Source organism: Nodosilinea sp. LEGE 06152, assembly GCF_015207525.1.
In the GTDB taxonomy this organism is placed as follows: Bacteria; Cyanobacteriota; Cyanobacteriia; order Phormidesmidales; family Phormidesmidaceae; genus Nodosilinea.
Window position 1 is genome coordinate 186,289 of record NZ_JADEWR010000002.1, and the last position, 16,655, is coordinate 202,943.

Consider the following 16,655-nt stretch of genomic DNA (forward strand, 5'->3'; position numbering starts at 1 on the left):
TCCTACGTTTGGCGCTGCTACATTAACCGCTGCACTAAGCCATTGAGGCAGTAGTGAAGCATGAGTAGCTGTCGAAGCGGTATGACGACATAAGATCAGCATCAAACATTCAGACCCCGCTTACGCTAACCACCCCTTAGAGCTGAACCACCTCCAAGCGAGAGGTTGCTAGCCGATCCATCCATGCAGCCAAAAATTTGTGGTTGGCGGCCTGTTCTGCGGTATGGGTCGTATCGGCGGGGTGAGGCAGCAGCCCCTGCAGCGAAGCGCTAGTGACGCAGAACATCGATTTTTGAAAGCTCTGGCAAATTTTGACCCGCACGTCATCGAGTCCGCGCCCTTGGGATTGGTAGAAAGCGGTCAGGTAGTCGGGCAAAAAGTGGCGCATGTCCTGCATCAGCAGGGTGGGAGGAATCCCGGCCCCGCCGATCGGTAAGGGGTCGGCGTAGAGGGCACCGTAGTCAAAGCGACCCTGGTCGACCGAGATCTGGTTGGCCTGGGCGTTGTAAGAGACCGTGCCTAAAAACGGGGTGCCGCGAAAGAATACCGCCTCCACGTAGGGCACAGCCACATCCATCAGAAAGGTTAGCCCCGCCGCCTGGGGCAGCAGATCATAGCGCTTACCGCCGATTTCTACGGCGTAGGTGATTGGGTTAGCGGCAACCGCAACCAGCCCGGCTTTGATAAAGGCCACTACCTCAGGAATGGTTTTCACCTGGCCCGCGTCGTAGGCGTCAGACAGATCGATAAACAGGTCGCTCATCACCCGCCAAAACTGCCCTAGAGCGCTGTAGTAGGCGAGCTGGCGCACCTGCTCAGGCAAAAAGTCGGGAAAAAGGCCGTGCAGCCCTCGCATAGCTGGGTTAGATTTGATTTTGGCCGCGATCGCAGCCCCGCACCGCTGCAAAAAATCGTCGCTGTCGAGGTAGGCATCCATCTGGCCACCGCCGTGCCAGAGCATGGTTTTCATGCAGTACTCGGCGTACTCAAAGTTGATGCGATCGTGCCACCAGTGCCGCAGCAGCTGGGGCAGCGTAACCTTGCCATTAAAGTACTTAAAGAACGGAAACAGCACCAAAAACTGGTGGTCGGCGATGTAGATCAAATTTTTGGAGTAGGCGTCGAGCACGACCCCGTAGCTCTTGAGAATGCCGACTACCTCCAGCACGTTGGTCTCAGAGTCGGGCAGCAGGGCCTCGGCCCTCAGCAGCTTTTGAATGAAGGGCTCTAGGGGATGGGTGGGGGCGCTAGCCAGGGGCAGAGTTTTGGTCATGGCAGGGGGACCTGAGCGTTAGGGGTCAACAGGGACAGAGGCCGTCGGCAAGGGCAGAGTCAGGGTCGGGGCGATTAACGCAGTATCGGCGGCCAGGGCATCAGCCAGAGTGGCGGGCGGGCGAGCGGGGGCGAACTGAGTTCTGGCCTGCACAAACCCCTGGTAGGGCTCATGGAGCACCAGGGTAATGTGTTCGCTCCAGCGGGCGAGCCAGTTGGGCTGTAGGCCAAAGGCTACGATCAGGGCGGCCAGACCCAGGGCGGGGACGCGATCGCGCCAGCTGACCTGGGGCAGCACCAGATCAATCTGGGGGGTAGAGGTAGGGGGGGCGATCGCCAGGCGACCGAAAAAGGCCCGGTTGACCAGCAGCAGAAAGTACACCGCCGTCAGCCCTGAACCAACCATGCACAGCAGCGTCTGCACCGGAAAGATCAAAAAGCTGCCCCGAAACACCAGAAATTCCGAAATAAAGCCCACCATACCGGGAATACCCGCGCTGGCCATCACCCCCAGGATCATCATAGAGCCGACAAAGGGCAGGCCCCGCTCAGGGTTGAGCAAGCCGCGCAGTACCGTCAGATCGCGGGTGCCGGTGGCTTTGTACACCACCCCCACCAGCAAAAATAGCAGCGCCGAAATCAGCCCGTGGCTAATCATTTGAAACACCGTCGCCACAATGCTCAACGGGGTTGAGGCGGCGGCGGCCAGCAGCACGTAGCCCATGTGGCCAATCGAGCTATAGGCCACCATTTTTTTCATGTCGGTTTGGGCGATCGCCGCCAGCGACCCGTAGAGCACGCTCACGACAGCCCAGGTTGCCATCCAGGGGGCCAAAGCCATCCAGGCGTCGGGCAGTAGACCCAAGCCAAACCGCACGACGCCATAGGTGCCCAGCTTTAGCAGCACCCCCGCCAGCAGTACCGAAACTGGGGTTGAGGCCTCGACGTGGGCGTCGGGCAGCCAGGTGTGAAACGGAAACAGCGGCACTTTAATACCAAAACCCACCAGCAGCGCGACCAGCAGCGTCACCTGCTGAGCCAGGGGCAGGGCGGCCGCCAGACCGCTGTCGTAGTCAAAACTGGTGTTGCCCGACAGCCACACCAGCCCCAAAAACGCGCCCAAGATCAGCACCCCCGACAGGGCGGTATAGATCAAAAACTTAGTGGCCGCATAGCCGCGCCGCGCCCCGCCCCAGATCGCAATGAGCAGGTACAGCGGAATCAGCTCCAGCTCATAGAAAATAAAGAACAGCAGCAGGTTGGCGGCTAAAAATGCCCCGGCGACAGCGCTGTTAATCACCAGCAGCAGCACGTAGTAGAGCCGCACCCGATGCAGTTTGGGATCAGTAATGTAGATGGCCACCAGGCCCAGCAGGCTATTCACCACCAGCAGCGGCAGCGACAGACCGTCGAGGCCGAGGCGATAGCTCAACCCCAGCGGCTCCACCCAGGGCAGCAGCTCCTCAAACTGAAAGCCCGGTGTCGCCAGCTCAAACTGGGTCGCCAGCAGCCCCACCCAGCCCAGGGTAAAGGCTAGGGCCGCGCCGCTGATCAGCTTAGCGGTCTTCGACTCCAGCTTGCCGGGCCACAGGCACAGCACCAGGGCACCCACCAGCGGAATTAAAATTAGCGTGCTTAGCATGGCCAACGGTTACCAAAGCGTCCAGGTCATAAAAATTCCGAGCAGCCCTACTCCAGTGATAATAGTCAGCAGATAGAGCTGCGACTGGCCAGAGGCGCTGTATTTAAGGCCCTCACCCCCAAACAAAGAGGCTAAACCAACGCCGTTCACCAGTCCATCGACCACGTATTGGTCAAACCAGTTGCTCAACCGGGCCAGGCTTGATACGGCGGCCACTACAGTTTTGTCATACAGCCGCTCGGTGTAGAAATCGTAGGCCAGCAGGTCTTGGGCAATGCGCAGGGGACGGTTTAGCGATCGCGCCAGCGACTTCGACAGCGACACCCTAGATCCTGCGGCTACCCCTACCCACCCCGATACCAACATCAGGGCTGTAACCGGCGGGTTGATATATTCCCAGGGAGGCAGCAGCGTCAGCTTAGCCATGATCAAGGGCACCAAAAGCGTTACCACGGTGAGGGTGACCATGGGCACCGCCATCGGCCAAGGAACCTCCGGAGCACGCCGGGTCTTGGGCTGGCTATTGCCTAAAAACACCAGGCGAAATACTCGAGTCAGATTAAGGGCGGTGAGACCGTTGACAACAAAAAATACGCCCGCCAGCACTGGGTAGTCGCCGCTGAGAAAATCGGCCCCCATCCGCAGGCCCCAAAAGCAGCCCAGCGGCAACACCCCAACCATCCCCAGCGCACCGGTCACGTAGGCCAGGGTAGTGGCGGGCATTTTGCCACCCAGCCCGCCCAGCTCGGTCAGGTTTTGGCAGTTGGTCGTAGTGATAATTGACCCCACTGCCATAAAGATGAGAGCCTTGGCCACGGCGTGGGTAAGCAGCAGCGTAAACGCCACCCCAGGCCACTCGGTACCCACCGCAATAAAAACCAGCCCCAGGTAGGCGCTGGTGGAGTAGGAGAAGGTGCGTTTGAGATCCACCTGGGCCAGCGCCACCAGAGAGGCCCCGATCGCCGTCACCGTACCAATCACGATCAGGGTGCCTAGGGCCACGGGCGACAGCACCACAATCGGCTGCAGTCGAATTAGCACGTAGGCACCGCAGGTGACCACCACCGAATTTCTTAAAATAGAGGCGGGATTAGGGCCTTCCATGGCTTCATCGAGCCACAGGTGCAGCGGAAACTGAGCGCACTTACCGATGGGTCCAGCAATTAACGCCAGCCCCAGCAGGGTAGCCATCGCTGGCGAAAGCCCCTCCACCTTGACCCATTCGTACAGGTTGTTGAAGCTGAGGCTGCCCGCCAGCGAGGCCAGAGCCACCACCCCCATCAACAGCAGGACATCGCCAATGCGCTTAGTCAAAAACGCATCGCGGGCAGCGGTGACCACCAGGGGCTGAGCATACCAAAAGCCCACCAGCAGATAGGTCGACAGCGTTAGCATCTCCAGCAGCGAGTAGGAGACAAACAGCGACCCGCTCAGCACCAGCCCGCTCATAGCGGCCTCAAAGAAGCCCATCAGGCCGTAGAACCGGGCCAGGGCCCAGTCCTTTTCCAGGTAGCCCAGAGCAAACACCTGAGCCAGCAGGCTCAGGCCGGCAATCAACTCCAGAACACCTAGGTTGAGCACCGAAATATCAAGGGCCAGGGTAAGGTGCAAATCGGCAAAGTCAAACCACGAAAACAGGAGTTCCTGGGGCCCCTGATTCCAAATACCTCGAAAGGCCAATAGCCCGTGGCCAAACGCCAGCAGGGTCATGGCGATGTTTAGGTAGACCGCCGGACGGGGGCCAGTGCGGCGCACCAAACCCGTCGACCAGGGCAGCGATAGCAAAGCCCCGATCAGGCCATAGACGGGTAGCAACCAGCTGGTTTCTACAAAAAACTGGGTTATTCCGACGCTCTCTGACAACACCTTACCCTTTGCCCACCGGCGCTATTGACGTTCTCAATCCCAAGCTTTAACTCGAGCTCTACCTTGGGAGCCACCCTAGCTACAACCAGGGTGCTGTAGCCAAAATAAGCTAGACAACCCAAGAGCGAGCGCCCCCAGCCGCCCTGCCGCAGCAGACCGTTTCCACCTTCAAAATCTTCTAAACCAAAATCTTTTGGCAGAATCTCCGGCGGCAACGGCCGCATTACCAGGCTGAACCTTATCTAGCCTGGATGCGGCGAAAACACTGCAACCCGGGCCTCCAAGTCCGCTCTGACAACGCTTTGTTTGACATTCTACCTGATTCCCAATCGGCCTCTTGGCCCAAAAACGGTGAGTTTTTAGCCAATCTATAAAAATACTTAAAGTCAGCGATCGGTGAGCAAAACCCACCCGCAGGGGTTGACAAATTAAATCTTCCTAGGAGGAGGGCAAGTCTGAGAGTGATTGCTCACTTTCATCTGGTTGTGGATAGATTACGACAAAAAAAGCTTTGCGTCATAAGCTTTAATAATATTCAACATTAGCAACAATCATTGGGGCTTATATTGCAAAAGTGACTACGGACACCTATGCTTAATCTGTCATCAAGAATTTTTGGGCAACCCAGCGTTTTTGCTTTCCAGAGGCGATTCCCGGTTTTTTAATTTTTCGGGAGCTGTTTTTCGTGCCCGAATAACTGGTAAGACGTGTTAGGTAAACCCAGGGTTGTCTAAATATATAAGGAGATTTCGACTATGCCAATTGCTGTTGGAATGATTGAAACGCTCGGTTTTCCGGCGGTGGTAGAAGCGGCTGACGCGATGGTAAAAGCGGCTCGGGTAACCCTGGTGGGCTACGAAAAAATCGGCAGCGGTCGCGTTACAGTAATCGTGCGAGGCGATGTATCTGAGGTTCAGGCCTCTGTATCGGCAGGCGTTGAGTCAGCCAAGCGCGTCAACGGTGGCGAAGTGCTATCCACCCACATTATTGCCCGTCCCCACGAAAACCTCGAGTTTGTACTGCCCATCCGCTACACCGAAGCAGTAGAGCAGTTTAGAACCTAAGCTCTAGAGCGCTTCTTCAGGGTTTCAGGTTCGTGGTCCAAACGATATTTAGGTCTGCTCCAGTACTCAGAGCTATAGACAGCAGGTCTGGCTCGGCAGTCCATTAGGCGTCTCTTTCTCTAAAACAAAGGATACAAAAGAATGGCAATTGCTGTTGGCATGGTTGAAACGTTGGGCTTTCCCGCTGTGGTAGAAGCGGCTGATGCGATGGTAAAAGCGGCCCGCGTGACCCTAGTGGGCTACGAAAAAATCGGCAGCGGCCGCGTCACCGTTATCATTCGCGGCGACGTGTCTGAGGTACAAGCCTCGGTTGCGGCTGGCATTGAGAACGTCAAGCGGGTTAACGGTGGTCAGGTGCTTTCCACCCACATTATTGCCCGTCCCCACGAAAACCTCGAGTTTGTGCTGCCCATCCGCTACACCGAAGCGGTAGAGCAATTTAGAGAGAGCGTCAGCGGTATCCGCCCCTACGGCAGATAGGTCGCTATGCTCTTGGCTAAGGTTCGCGGCACGGTAGTCAGCACCTGTAAAGAGCCCAGCTTGAGTGGCACTAAGTTTTTACTGGTGCAGTTGATTAGCGAAACGGGCGACTTGCTGCCCGACTACACCGTTGCCGCCGATGTGGTGGGGGCTGGGCCTGGCGAATGGGTATTAATTACCCAGGGCAGCGGGGCCCGCCAGCATCACGGCTACGAAAATCGTCCTGTGGATGCGGCTGTTATTGCAATTGTTGATACCGTTAGTCTCGACAGCGGTAACCTCTACAACAAGCGGAATGATTTTAGCTAGACGCATTTGGGCATTACTTGGGAGCATCGCTCGGGACTGCTCAACGTGCTCTCAGGTATTCCAGACCGGGCTGGTCCGGTTGAATGGTGATTAGGCTAGCTCTTTGACTGCTTCGTTCGGGTACCGAATGCCCGATCGCTCAAGGGTTCTTTTGGAGGATGTGTAGCAATGGCGATCCGCACTCCAGCGGCATCTCCGACCCAGACGGCACTGGCACCTCGGATTCACCCTCTAGCCCAGGTACATGGGCAGGTGATGGTAGATCCAGGGGCCACGCTGGCGCCAGGGGTAACGGTGCAGGCCGACCCCAATGCCACAGTGCGGCTCGGCTCCGCCAGCGTTTTGCAGGAGGGAACCACGGTCTATGGTCGTACCCAGGGGCGAGTGCTGGGCGACGACCGCGTGTCTTACGCAGTCTGGGTGGGCGATCGCGCCTTTTTGGCCTACAAAGTCCTGGTGCAGAGCCCGGTCTACATTGGCCCCGACTGCTTCATTGGCTTTCGCTCAACGCTTTACAACGCCCGTCTGGGGGCTGGCTGCGTCGTAATGATGCACGCCCTGGTCCAGGACGTGGCCGTACCGCCGGGCAAACTGGTGCCCTCCGGGGCGGTAATTACTCAGCAGCACCAGGCCGATAGCCTACCCGATGTCAGCCCTGGCGATCGGGCACTGGTCAACGAGCTTTCAGAAACGTCGGGCGTTGCGACCCCGACCGCACGGCGCGAGCCCACCAGCTCCGCTTCCTCCTACCGCGCAGCAGACTCAAACGAACGTGATGGATTTGGCACTATGACTTCTCAACTGCTACCCCCCGACGTTGTCCAGCGGGCCCGTCAATATCTGGCCCAGGGCTTGACCATTGGTACCGAGCACGCTGACTCTCGCCGCTACCGCAGCGGCGTTTGGCAGACCTGCAGCCCCATTCAATCCAACCGAGAGTCTGAGGTGATGGCCGCCCTAGAAGCCTGTCTATCTGAGCACGCAGGCGAGTACGTGCGCATGTTTGGCATTGACCCCAGGGCCAAGCAGCGGGTTGCCCCGATCACAATTCAGCGGGCTGACGGTAAACCCGTAGCGGCTAACGGTAGCAGTTCGATAGCAGCGCCCTCCAGTCATGGGGGTTACCGTCCGGCTCCGGCTTCGCCGTCGTCCGGCGGTTCATCGTCCAGCGGCCCCCTGTCGCCAGAGGTGGTGCAGCAGGTGCGTCAGTACCTCAGTCAGGGTTACCGCATTGGCACCGAGCACGCCGATGCCCGCCGCTACAGTAGCAACGTGTGGCAAACCTGCTCTCCCATTCAGTCCTCCCGCGAGGGTGAGGTGTTTGGGGCGCTAGAGCGCTGCCTCTCGGAGCATTCTGGCGAGTACGTGCGTCTGTTTGGCATCGATCCCCAGGCCAAGCGCCGCATTGCTCCAATCACAATTCAGCGCCCCGACGGCAGGCCGGTTAGCGTAGGTTCGCCATCGGGCAGTTCATCCAGCTCTTCCTATGCTTCGGCTGGCTCTCACGGCGGTTCTGCCAAAGCCTCGGGCGATGTGGCTCAGCAGGTACGCCAGTGGCTCAACCAGGGATTTCATGTTGGAGCCGAGCACGCCGATGCTCGCCGCTACAACAGCAACGTGTGGCAGTCTTGCACCCCCATTGGCAGCACCCGCGAGGGCGAGGTAATGGCGGCGATCAATACCTGCATCGCCGAGCACCCCAATGAGTACGTGCGGGTCTTCGGCATTGATCCCAAAGCTAAGCGTCGAGTGTCTGCCGTTACCGTCCAGCGTCCGGGGTCTAAAGCTGCGCCTGTTGGGTCTTCTGGGCCGTCCTATTCGGCTCCGGCATCGAGTCCGGCATCGAGCAACGGCTCCGCGCCGATGGGTGGCCTTTCTCAAGATTTGGTGCAGCAGGTCAATCAGCTGGTTAACCAGGGCTACCGGCTCAGCCTAGAGCACGCTGACGTGCGCCGCTACCGCAGCGGCGCCTGGCAGACCGGTGGTGCTCTAGAGGGTAACCGAACTTCAGACGTGCTGGCGGCCTTAGAATCCCAGCTGCGCAATCACTCAGGTCAGTACGTGCGACTGATTGGCATTGACCCCAAGGTGAAAAAGCGCGTGCTCGAAGCGACTATTCAGCGCCCCTGAGGCCCTAGCAGTTCCTAACGTCAGTACCCCTGACACCCCACAACGCCCCATAAGGTAAAGATCGTTGACCGTGGTAGTACCCGCCCAGGCCAGTAACCCGTCTACCAACGGCCATATCCAAGGGAATGTGGATTTGGCACCGGGGGTAGCGGTGGCCCCCGGTGTGTTGCTGGGGGCAGCGCCGGGCTGTCGTTTGATCATTTCGGCCGGGGTCTGCCTGGGTGCTGATGTTGTGGTACAGGCCAGCCGGGGCGACCTGGTGCTTGAGCCTGGGGTGAGCTTGGGTAGCGGCGTGCTGGTCGTTGGCCACGGCTCAATTGGGCAGCACACCTGCATTGGCTCGAACAGCACGCTCATTAACCCTAGCTTGGGGGCTTCTCAGGTGGTGGCACCGGGCTCTCTAGTGGGCGATCCAAGTCAGCCCGCCCCAGACCCGCTACAGTCTTCTCGTAGCGGGCTTGGCGTTGGCGCGGCCTTTCCAACGCAGAATGGCGCTTATGTCGCCAGCGGATCGGGTAACGGTAGTCAGCCGGCCGGTACCCAGGGTGAAAAGGCTCACTATGGCGGTTCTAACGGCAATACCTCTAACGGCAACACCTCTAACGGCAGCCGCCTGAATGGGTCCTCGGTCTACGGCAAAGCCCAGGTAAATCACCTCCTGTCTACCCTATTTCCCCATCGTCAGGCGCTCAATGGCGCTACCTCAGAAGACAAGCCGTAGAATGGAGAAGCAGACACCCCTGTGCAGAGGCACCCTATGCAATCCGACGGCAAACTAGCCTCGCCCCTTGACCTCAAGTCTGGTGCGCCCAAACGGCTCACCCTGGCAACACCCGCCCCCAGGCCAGCGGAGGCCCAGCGGCGCGATAAGTATCGCGGGGCCGCATTAGGAATGGTGTCGACGGAGAGTTTTCCAGCGGTGGTGGGTACAGCCGATGCCATGCTCAAAGCCGCCGATGTGCTGCTGGTGGGCTACGAAAAAACCGGCGGCGGTCACTGTACCGCGATCGTGCGAGGAGGCGTTGCCGACGTGCGCATGGCCGTTGAGGCTGGCGTTGAAACCGCCCAGGAGTTTGGTCAGTTTGTCTCGTCGACCCTGATTCCCCGCCCATTGCCCAACCTGGAGGCGGTGCTGCCCATTTGCGCCCGCTGGGATGAACTGCGCAGTGAGGCCGGGGGCAAACTGGGTAGCCAGGCCATTGGTTTACTCGAAACGCGCGGTTTTCCGGCTATGGTGGGGGCCGCTGACGCCATGACTAAAAGCGCTGATGTGCAGCTGATGTCCCATGAGGCGATTGGCGAAGGGCTCTGCACAATTTTGATTCGAGGGTCGCTGCCTAATGTGGCGATCGCGATCGAAGCCGGTATGCACGAAGCCGAGCGCATTGGCGAACTCCATGCCGTTATGGTCATTCCTCGCCCCCTCGACGACCTGGTTGAGTCGCTGCCGGTTATGGAGCAGGAGCAGGAGCAGCCCGAACCCCTGCGCATTCCCCTCAACCTGGACGTCAAGCAGGAAGAGGTCGAAGCCGAGCCGATGCTGATCGAAGCCACAGAAGCAGAGGCCGAACCGATTGCCCTGGAGCTGACGGTAGAAGAGCGAGACTTAGCCGACGAAGAATTATGAGGGAGACGATAAAGGGATGAGGGAGTGCTCTTACCTGCCTTATCTTCCTAATCTTCTTTACCTACCCTATTGTCCTCGCCCATTCTTGCAACCTCTCCCATACCCGATTCACCAAATCTACGGCGTCGGCATCAAACCACTGCACTGCCGCCCGGTTGCGAAACCAGGTGCGCTGGCGCTTGGCAAACTGGCGGGTGTGCTGCACAATTTCGGCCTGGGCGGTAGCTAGAGAAACCTCTCCCTGTAGGTGGCGCAGCATTTCGGCGTAGCCCAGAGTTTGCAGCAGAGGTAGCTCGGGGCCATACTTCTCCACAAGGTGCCTTACTTCTCCTTCAAAACCAGCGTCGAGCATCGCTTGAGTACGTTGGGCGATGCGACGTTCTAGAGTTAGAGGGTCAGAGTCGAGGGCCAGATAGAGCACTGGGTAGGCGGGAGGGGCTTCCCCCTGGAGAGCGGTCATTGGCTGCCCGGTGACGTAGTACACCTCCAGGGCGCGAGCCGTGCGCACCGGGTCATGGGGATGAATGCGCTGAGCCGCCGCCGGATCTAAGGTCTTGAGCAGGGCGTAGCAGTGGCACTGGCCCAGGTCAGCTAACTGCTGGCGCAGGGCAGGCTGAGGAGCCACAGGCGGAATGCGCAGACCTTTGACCACCGCATCGATATAGAGCCCGGTGCCGCCTACCAGCACGGGTACAGTCTTTTTCTGATGAAAGGTTTGAATGAAATCCTGGGCCTGGCGCTGGTATTGGGCCAGGGTCAAGGTTTCGGTGGGGGCGCAAATATCAATTAAATAGTGGGGCACCTGCTGGCGATCGCGAGCCGAGGGTTTTGCGGTGCCAATATCAAACTCTCGGTATACTTGTCGAGAGTCGGCGCTGAGGATGACGCCTTGCAGGCGCTGGGATAGAGCGATCGCCAGGGCCGATTTGCCGGTGGCCGTAGCCCCACCGATCACCAGCAAAAATGGTACTATTGAACTATTGACACCGCTATTCAGGGACAATGAGTCTAGCTGAGAAAATTTTGGTGGTTGCATCCCTACTTCATTCTTCGCCTGCAGTTGCCTTAGAAACCTCTGTGGCCGCTTTGTGCTATAATTTTCTAGCGTTTTAGCCTGTCGGGCCGTCAGGCGGCTTGAAGCCCATTTTTGGAGCGTACAACATGACAACCGATTACGGTGCTGATCAGATTCAGGTGCTTGAGGGGCTTGAGCCAGTTCGCAAGCGCCCAGGCATGTACATCGGCAGCACTGGGCCTCGGGGTCTTCACCACCTAGTGTACGAGGTTGTCGATAACTCCGTAGACGAAGCCCTGGCGGGCCACTGCGATCGCATTGATATTTCTCTCAACGCCGACGGCTCGGTCAGTGTAACTGACAACGGGCGCGGCATTCCCACCGACATTCACCCCCGCACCGGCAAGTCGGCCCTCGAAACGGTGATGACCGTGCTCCATGCCGGGGGCAAGTTTGGCGGCGGCGGCTACAAGGTGTCAGGCGGTCTGCACGGCGTCGGCATTTCGGTAGTGAATGCCCTGTCGGAGTGGGTAGAAGTCACCGTATGGCGCGAGGGCAAGGTGCACAAGCAGCGCTTTGAGCGTGGTATCCCCGTTGGCGAGCTGGCGGTGGAGAAAATTACCGAAAAGCGTCAGGGCACCTCGGTCACCTTTCTACCCGACACCGAGATTTTTCACAACGGCACCGAGTTCGACTACGACACTCTGTGCGGGCGACTGCGAGAGCTGGCCTACCTCAACGCTGGCATCCGGGTGATCTTTACCGACTACCGTCTAGATGTAATTAAGGCTGACCAGCCCAAGGTGTCGACCTACTACTACGAGGGCGGCATCAACGAGTACGTGCAGTACATCAACAACGACAAGCAGCCCATCCACGACGAAATTATCTACATCTCCTCAGAGCGCGATGGGGTGCAGGTAGAGGCCGCCCTCCAGTGGTGTGTCGATGCCTACTCCGACAACCTGCTGGGCTTCGCCAACAACATTCGCACCATTGACGGCGGCACCCACCTGGAGGGCCTCAAGGCGGTGCTCACCCGCACCCTCAACACCATCAGCCGCAAGCGCAACAAGCGCAAAGACGCCGACTCCAACCTGGCGGGAGAAAACATTCGCGAGGGGCTGACGGCGATTATCTCGGTGAAGGTGCCCGACCCCGAGTTTGAGGGCCAGACCAAGACCAAGCTGGGCAACACCGAGGTGCGCGGTATTGTCGATTCGCTGGTGGGCGAAGCGCTGACCGAGTACCTCGACTTTCACCCCAACGTGGCCGACGCCATTCTTGAAAAGGCGATTCAGTCGTTCAACGCCGCCGAGGCAGCGCGGCGGGCGCGGGATCTGGTGCGCCGTAAATCAGTGCTTGAGTCGTCGACCCTGCCCGGCAAGCTGGCCGACTGCAGCAGCCGCGACCCCAGCGAGTCTGAAATATTTATTGTGGAAGGGGACTCGGCGGGCGGCAGTGCCAAGCAGGGGCGCGATCGCCGCTTCCAGGCCATCCTGCCGCTGCGGGGCAAGATTCTCAACATTGAGAAAACCGACGACTCTAAAATCTACAAAAACACCGAAATTCAGGCTTTGATCACTGCCCTGGGCATGGGCATTCGCGGCGAAGAGTTTGACTCGTCGCAGCTGCGCTACCACCGCATCTGCCTGATGACTGACGCCGACGTCGACGGTGCTCACATTCGCACCCTGCTGCTCACCTTTTTCTACCGCTACCAGCGCGACCTGGTCGATCAGGGCTACGTCTACATCGCCTGTCCGCCCCTGTACAAGGTGGAGCGAGGCCGCAACCACTGGTACTGCTACAACGAGCGCGAGCTGCAAAATCTGATTACTAACGAGTTTCCGGCCAACGCTAACTACACGGTGCAGCGGTTTAAGGGTCTGGGCGAAATGATGCCCCAGCAGCTGTGGGAAACCACCATGGACCCCACCACCCGCACCATGAAGCGAGTGGAGATTGAAGACGCCGCTGAGGCCGATCGCATCTTTACAATCCTGATGGGCGATCGCGTTGCCCCCCGCCGTGAGTTTATCGAAACCTACGGTCCCCGCATGAAGCTCGAAGACCTCGATATCTAGGCGGCTTGCCCCCCACTCAACGGGGCTGCCAATCGGATAGACTAGCGGGCCGATTGGCTTGCTCCAGCAGCGGCTGCAACCCTTCGGCCACGCGATCGGCCAAGATTTGGTGGCCAGCCTGATTGGGATGAATTTGGTCGTACAGATAGCGGGTGTCGTTGAGGCCTTCCAGCACCCCAGGGATGAGGTAGGCCTCAGTCTCGCTGGCGACCCGCTCATACATAGCTTCGTAGTCGCCGTTGAAGGGATAGACATTCATGCCCAGTAACACCACAATCGCTCCCTGCTGCTGGAGGTGGGTCACAATCTCACGCAGATTTTGCTCGGTTTGAGCGAGGGGCACCTGCTGTAAGAAGTCGTTGCCGCCCAGTCCTACCATCACCAGCCAGGGGTCGGCGGCGAGCACATCCCGTTGTAGACGGTCTAAGGCCGTTGCGGTAGTGTCGCCCCCTCGCCCCAAATTGACGATGGGAAGACCTAGCCTTTGGCTAAGCAGGCTGGGGTAAGCCGCCTGTGGCCCCACTCCGGCCCCCGCCGTGATACTGTCGCCAAAGGCAACCACTTGCGCACCAGCGCCGCGATACAGGTTGTTGACATCCGCCCTAGCGGCGGTGTCCTGCTGTTGTAGCTGGGGTTGAGCGACGCGTTGGTCAGACGGCACTCTGGGGCCATCGCACCCAGTCAGCACCAGCAGCCCAAATCCCCCCATTACAAACCAGACTTTAAGTATCTTTCGCATCGGCAATTAAGTAATCGGCTAAAAAAATAGGACACCATGCCATGAGGGTGTCCTAAACTGGTTGACGACCGCTAGCGATTAGATTAGCTAACCACTAGCTATCGGTAGTGCCAGCCAGTTTTACCTTTTTAGCTAGACCTACCGTTTCTAAAAACCGAATGGTCATCCAGGTCATGTCAACTTCCCACCACTTCAGGCCGTGACGGGCCGAATACTGGTAGGCGTGGTGGTTGTTGTGCCAGCCTTCACCGTAGGTCAGCACAGCCACCCACCAGCAGTTGGTCGATTTGTCGTCGGTTTCGTGGCTGCGGTAGCCAAACTTGTGGGTGGCGCTATTCACCAACCAGGTGCAGTGATACACCGCCACCAGGCGAACAAAGATTCCCCACAGCACAAAGGGCCAGCCACCCAGGGCGTAGAGCACAACCCCCAGGCCAACTTGAAGCAGCAGAAAATACTTTTCGCAGAATAGATAAAACGGGTCGTCTTTAATGTCGCGGATGAAGCGGTCAACATCGTGTCGCGCGGGCACATCCCGCAGCATCCAGCCCATGTGGCTCCACCAAAATCCCTTGTTGGAGTCGTGGTGGTCAAGGTTTTGGTCAGAGTAGGCGTGGTGGTGCCGATGTAGGCCCACCCACATAATGGGGCCGTGCTGGCAAGCCAGGGTGCCACAAAAAACAAAGAAGTATTCTAGCCACTTGGGCACCGTAAAGCTGCGGTGGGAGACCAATCGGTGCCAGCCCAGGGTAATGCCGAGGCAGCCAGTAAACCAGTGCAGCAGCAGCGCCACACCGATCGCGGCCCAGGAGAAATTGCCGGGCAAGAACGCCAAAGCAGCAATACTGTGGACAGCAATCATAAATAGGAGAGTGACCCAATCGCGGGACAAACGCTCAGTAGTTACAGCAGTCATGCAAAAGTCTCAGAATTTGGACAGGAGCCCGAGCAAGAACTTTGGACAAGAGTTTTGCTCAAGCAGAGTAAATTTAGGGGACAATAATTACCCCTGTTTATTAACGAAAAAATTTAACCATTGCAACAATCAAACCCCAAGATGCCGCCAGAATCCATCCTCCTTCCGATTTTTTATGGAATTGACGCCCAGGTCAAGCAGAACCTAGCGCGGGTGCTGGCAGCGTTTCGGCGACACCGGGTAGGGAGTCACCACTTCAGTAGTGTATCGGGCTACGGCCACGACGACATCGGCCGAGATACCTTTGACCGCGTGGTTGCCGATGTTATGGGAGCGGAGGCAGCTCTGGCCCGATCGCAGTTTGTCTCTGGCACCCATGCGATCGCCTGTGCCCTATACGGCGTTCTTCGCCCTGGCGATGAAATGCTGGCGGTGGCAGGCACCCCCTACGACACCCTGGAAGAAGTAATTGGTTTACGCAGCGCAGGCCAGGGGTCTTTGGCCGAGTTTGGGGTGTCCTATCGAGAGTTACCGCTAAGCGCCACCCACACAATTGACTGGTCTGCCCTGGCCCACGCAGTGGGGCCAAAGACCCGACTGGTACATATCCAGCGATCGTGCGGCTATAGTTGGCGCTCAACCCTCACCATAGCGGAAATCGAGAAAATCGTGCGGGTAGTTAAAGATCAAAACCCGGCCACCGTCTGTTTTGTCGATAACTGCTACGGCGAATTTTTAGAAGACCGAGAGCCCACCGCCGTCGGGGCCGATTTAATCGCCGGGTCGCTGATTAAAAACCCTGGCGGCACGATTGCCCCTACCGGCGGCTACGTAGCGGGCCGCGCCGACCTGGTGGCGGCTGCCGCCTGTCGCCTCACCGCCCCCGGCATCGGAGCCAGCGGCGGCTCTAGCCTCAACCTCAACCGGCTGCTCTATCAGGGGCTCTTTCTTGCCCCCCAAATGGTGGGCGAAGCGATGAAGGGCAACTATTTGTTAGCGGCCACCTTCGAGGCTTTGGGCTACCCCGTCAACCCCGTCCCCAGCGCCCCCCAGCGTGATGTCATTCAGGCCATTCGCCTGGGTTCACCCGAAAAACTGATCGCCTTTTGTAAGGCCGTACAGCAGCATTCTCCCATCGACGCCTACGTAGAACCTGTCCCTGCCGCCATGCCGGGCTACGACAGCGAACTGGTTATGGCCGGTGGCACCTTTATTGACGGCAGCACCTCAGAACTCTCCGCCGACGGCCCCCTGCGAGAGCCCTACATTGTCTACTGCCAGGGGGGCACCCACTGGACCCATGTGGCCCTAGCCGTGGAGGCCGCCGTGGAGGCGATTGGCCCGTTGTAGAACGGCTTTTAGCCGTAGAGCGGGCAGACCCCGTTTTGCCCGACCCCAGGATTCAGCGTAAAAAAACCATCGGGAGCACAACCGCCCCAACAGACTACGCCTGACTGTCCATATTGCACTTAAAAGCGCCAGGGGCGATGGATTGCAGTCCACCACCC

Annotated in this window: 14 protein-coding genes; 8 read left to right on the plus strand and 6 right to left on the minus strand. The window is 58.6% G+C overall.

The genetic code is table 11. From position 1 onward, the window contains the following. Positions 1-136: 136 nt before the first annotated feature. From IQ265_RS03330 to IQ265_RS03340, 3 genes are read right to left on the minus strand one after another with little or no spacing between them, the layout of a single operon-like run. The gene (locus tag IQ265_RS03330; protein WP_194050778.1) at positions 137-1,273 is read right to left on the minus strand and encodes a CO2 hydration protein; all 1,137 of its coding nucleotides are present in this window, start codon (positions 1,271-1,273) and stop codon (positions 137-139) included. 18 nt (positions 1,274-1,291) lie between these two features. Then, on the minus strand, positions 1,292-2,914 hold the full coding sequence (locus tag IQ265_RS03335; protein ID WP_194050779.1) for an NADH-quinone oxidoreductase subunit M: 1,623 nt from the start codon (positions 2,912-2,914) through the stop codon (positions 1,292-1,294). A 9-nt stretch (positions 2,915-2,923) separates the two neighbouring features. Next, positions 2,924-4,759 carry an NAD(P)H-quinone oxidoreductase subunit F gene (locus tag IQ265_RS03340; protein ID WP_194051112.1) on the minus strand — a complete coding sequence of 612 codons (1,836 nt, stop codon included), beginning with the start codon at positions 4,757-4,759 and terminating at the stop codon, positions 2,924-2,926. Positions 4,760-5,535: 776 nt separating this feature from the next. On the opposite strand from IQ265_RS03340, the gene IQ265_RS03345 reads away from it, so the two are divergent. The 6 genes from IQ265_RS03345 to IQ265_RS03370 all read left to right on the plus strand — a co-directional run bounded on the left by IQ265_RS03345 (position 5,536) and on the right by IQ265_RS03370 (position 10,390). After that, positions 5,536-5,844 (plus strand): carbon dioxide-concentrating mechanism protein CcmK, encoded by a 309-nt coding sequence (locus tag IQ265_RS03345; protein ID WP_026072292.1) that lies wholly within the window; start codon positions 5,536-5,538, stop codon positions 5,842-5,844. Between the two features lie 141 nt (positions 5,845-5,985). Then, the gene (locus tag IQ265_RS03350; RefSeq protein ID WP_017296879.1) at positions 5,986-6,324 is read left to right on the plus strand and encodes a carbon dioxide-concentrating mechanism protein CcmK; all 339 of its coding nucleotides are present in this window, start codon (positions 5,986-5,988) and stop codon (positions 6,322-6,324) included. Positions 6,325-6,330: 6 nt separating this feature from the next. Further along, complete coding sequence (locus IQ265_RS03355; RefSeq protein ID WP_194050780.1) at positions 6,331-6,633, plus strand: EutN/CcmL family microcompartment protein; 303 nt, start codon at positions 6,331-6,333, stop codon at positions 6,631-6,633. 168 nt (positions 6,634-6,801) lie between these two features. Beyond that, entirely contained in the window at positions 6,802-8,763 is a 1,962-nt protein-coding gene (locus IQ265_RS03360; RefSeq protein ID WP_194050781.1) for a ribulose bisphosphate carboxylase small subunit, read from the plus strand. A 64-nt stretch (positions 8,764-8,827) separates the two neighbouring features. Beyond that, positions 8,828-9,484 (plus strand): hypothetical protein, encoded by a 657-nt coding sequence (locus IQ265_RS03365; protein WP_194050782.1) that lies wholly within the window; start codon positions 8,828-8,830, stop codon positions 9,482-9,484. A gap of 171 nt (positions 9,485-9,655) precedes the next feature. Next, positions 9,656-10,390 carry a BMC domain-containing protein gene (locus IQ265_RS03370; RefSeq protein WP_278002719.1) on the plus strand — a complete coding sequence of 245 codons (735 nt, stop codon included), beginning with the start codon at positions 9,656-9,658 and terminating at the stop codon, positions 10,388-10,390. A 61-nt stretch (positions 10,391-10,451) separates the two neighbouring features. On the opposite strand, the gene miaA is transcribed toward IQ265_RS03370, so the two are convergent. Continuing rightward, on the minus strand, positions 10,452-11,345 hold the full coding sequence (gene miaA, locus IQ265_RS03375) for a tRNA (adenosine(37)-N6)-dimethylallyltransferase MiaA (RefSeq protein WP_347404914.1): 894 nt from the start codon (positions 11,343-11,345) through the stop codon (positions 10,452-10,454). A 206-nt stretch (positions 11,346-11,551) separates the two neighbouring features. On the opposite strand from miaA, the gene gyrB reads away from it, so the two are divergent. After that, positions 11,552-13,492: a DNA topoisomerase (ATP-hydrolyzing) subunit B gene (gyrB, locus tag IQ265_RS03380; RefSeq protein WP_194050785.1), complete on the plus strand. Its 1,941-nt coding sequence runs from the start codon at positions 11,552-11,554 to the stop codon at positions 13,490-13,492. Positions 13,493-13,508: 16 nt separating this feature from the next. Here the strand turns inward: gyrB and IQ265_RS03385 are convergent, their stop codons facing one another. Next, positions 13,509-14,231, minus strand: a complete 723-nt coding sequence (locus IQ265_RS03385) for a GDSL-type esterase/lipase family protein (protein ID WP_194050786.1) — start codon at positions 14,229-14,231, stop codon at positions 13,509-13,511. Positions 14,232-14,325: 94 nt separating this feature from the next. After that, the gene (locus IQ265_RS03390; protein ID WP_194050787.1) at positions 14,326-15,147 is read right to left on the minus strand and encodes a fatty acid desaturase; all 822 of its coding nucleotides are present in this window, start codon (positions 15,145-15,147) and stop codon (positions 14,326-14,328) included. A 141-nt stretch (positions 15,148-15,288) separates the two neighbouring features. On the opposite strand from IQ265_RS03390, the gene IQ265_RS03395 reads away from it, so the two are divergent. Beyond that, positions 15,289-16,497, plus strand: coding sequence for a methionine gamma-lyase family protein (locus IQ265_RS03395; RefSeq protein WP_194050788.1), 1,209 nt, complete (start codon positions 15,289-15,291; stop codon positions 16,495-16,497). The last annotated feature ends 158 nt before the right edge of the window (positions 16,498-16,655 follow it).

What these genes read in the sequence shown, in the direction of transcription:
- IQ265_RS03360 (WP_194050781.1), top strand. Translation starts at nt 6,802, where the DNA reads ATGGCGATCCGCACTCCAGCGGCATCTCCGACCCAGACGGCACTGGCA.
- IQ265_RS03355 (WP_194050780.1), top strand. Translation starts at nt 6,331, where the DNA reads ATGCTCTTGGCTAAGGTTCGCGGCACGGTAGTCAGCACCTGTAAAGAG.
- gyrB (WP_194050785.1), top strand. Translation starts at nt 11,552, where the DNA reads ATGACAACCGATTACGGTGCTGATCAGATTCAGGTGCTTGAGGGGCTT.
- IQ265_RS03330 (WP_194050778.1), bottom strand. Translation starts at nt 1,273, where the DNA reads ATGACCAAAACTCTGCCCCTGGCTAGCGCCCCCACCCATCCCCTAGAG.
- IQ265_RS03345 (WP_026072292.1), top strand. Translation starts at nt 5,536, where the DNA reads ATGCCAATTGCTGTTGGAATGATTGAAACGCTCGGTTTTCCGGCGGTG.
- IQ265_RS03335 (WP_194050779.1), bottom strand. Translation starts at nt 2,914, where the DNA reads ATGCTAAGCACGCTAATTTTAATTCCGCTGGTGGGTGCCCTGGTGCTG.
- IQ265_RS03350 (WP_017296879.1), top strand. Translation starts at nt 5,986, where the DNA reads ATGGCAATTGCTGTTGGCATGGTTGAAACGTTGGGCTTTCCCGCTGTG.
- IQ265_RS03390 (WP_194050787.1), bottom strand. Translation starts at nt 15,147, where the DNA reads ATGACTGCTGTAACTACTGAGCGTTTGTCCCGCGATTGGGTCACTCTC.
- IQ265_RS03395 (WP_194050788.1), top strand. Translation starts at nt 15,289, where the DNA reads ATGCCGCCAGAATCCATCCTCCTTCCGATTTTTTATGGAATTGACGCC.
- IQ265_RS03370 (WP_278002719.1), top strand. Translation starts at nt 9,656, where the DNA reads ATGGTGTCGACGGAGAGTTTTCCAGCGGTGGTGGGTACAGCCGATGCC.
- IQ265_RS03385 (WP_194050786.1), bottom strand. Translation starts at nt 14,231, where the DNA reads ATGCGAAAGATACTTAAAGTCTGGTTTGTAATGGGGGGATTTGGGCTG.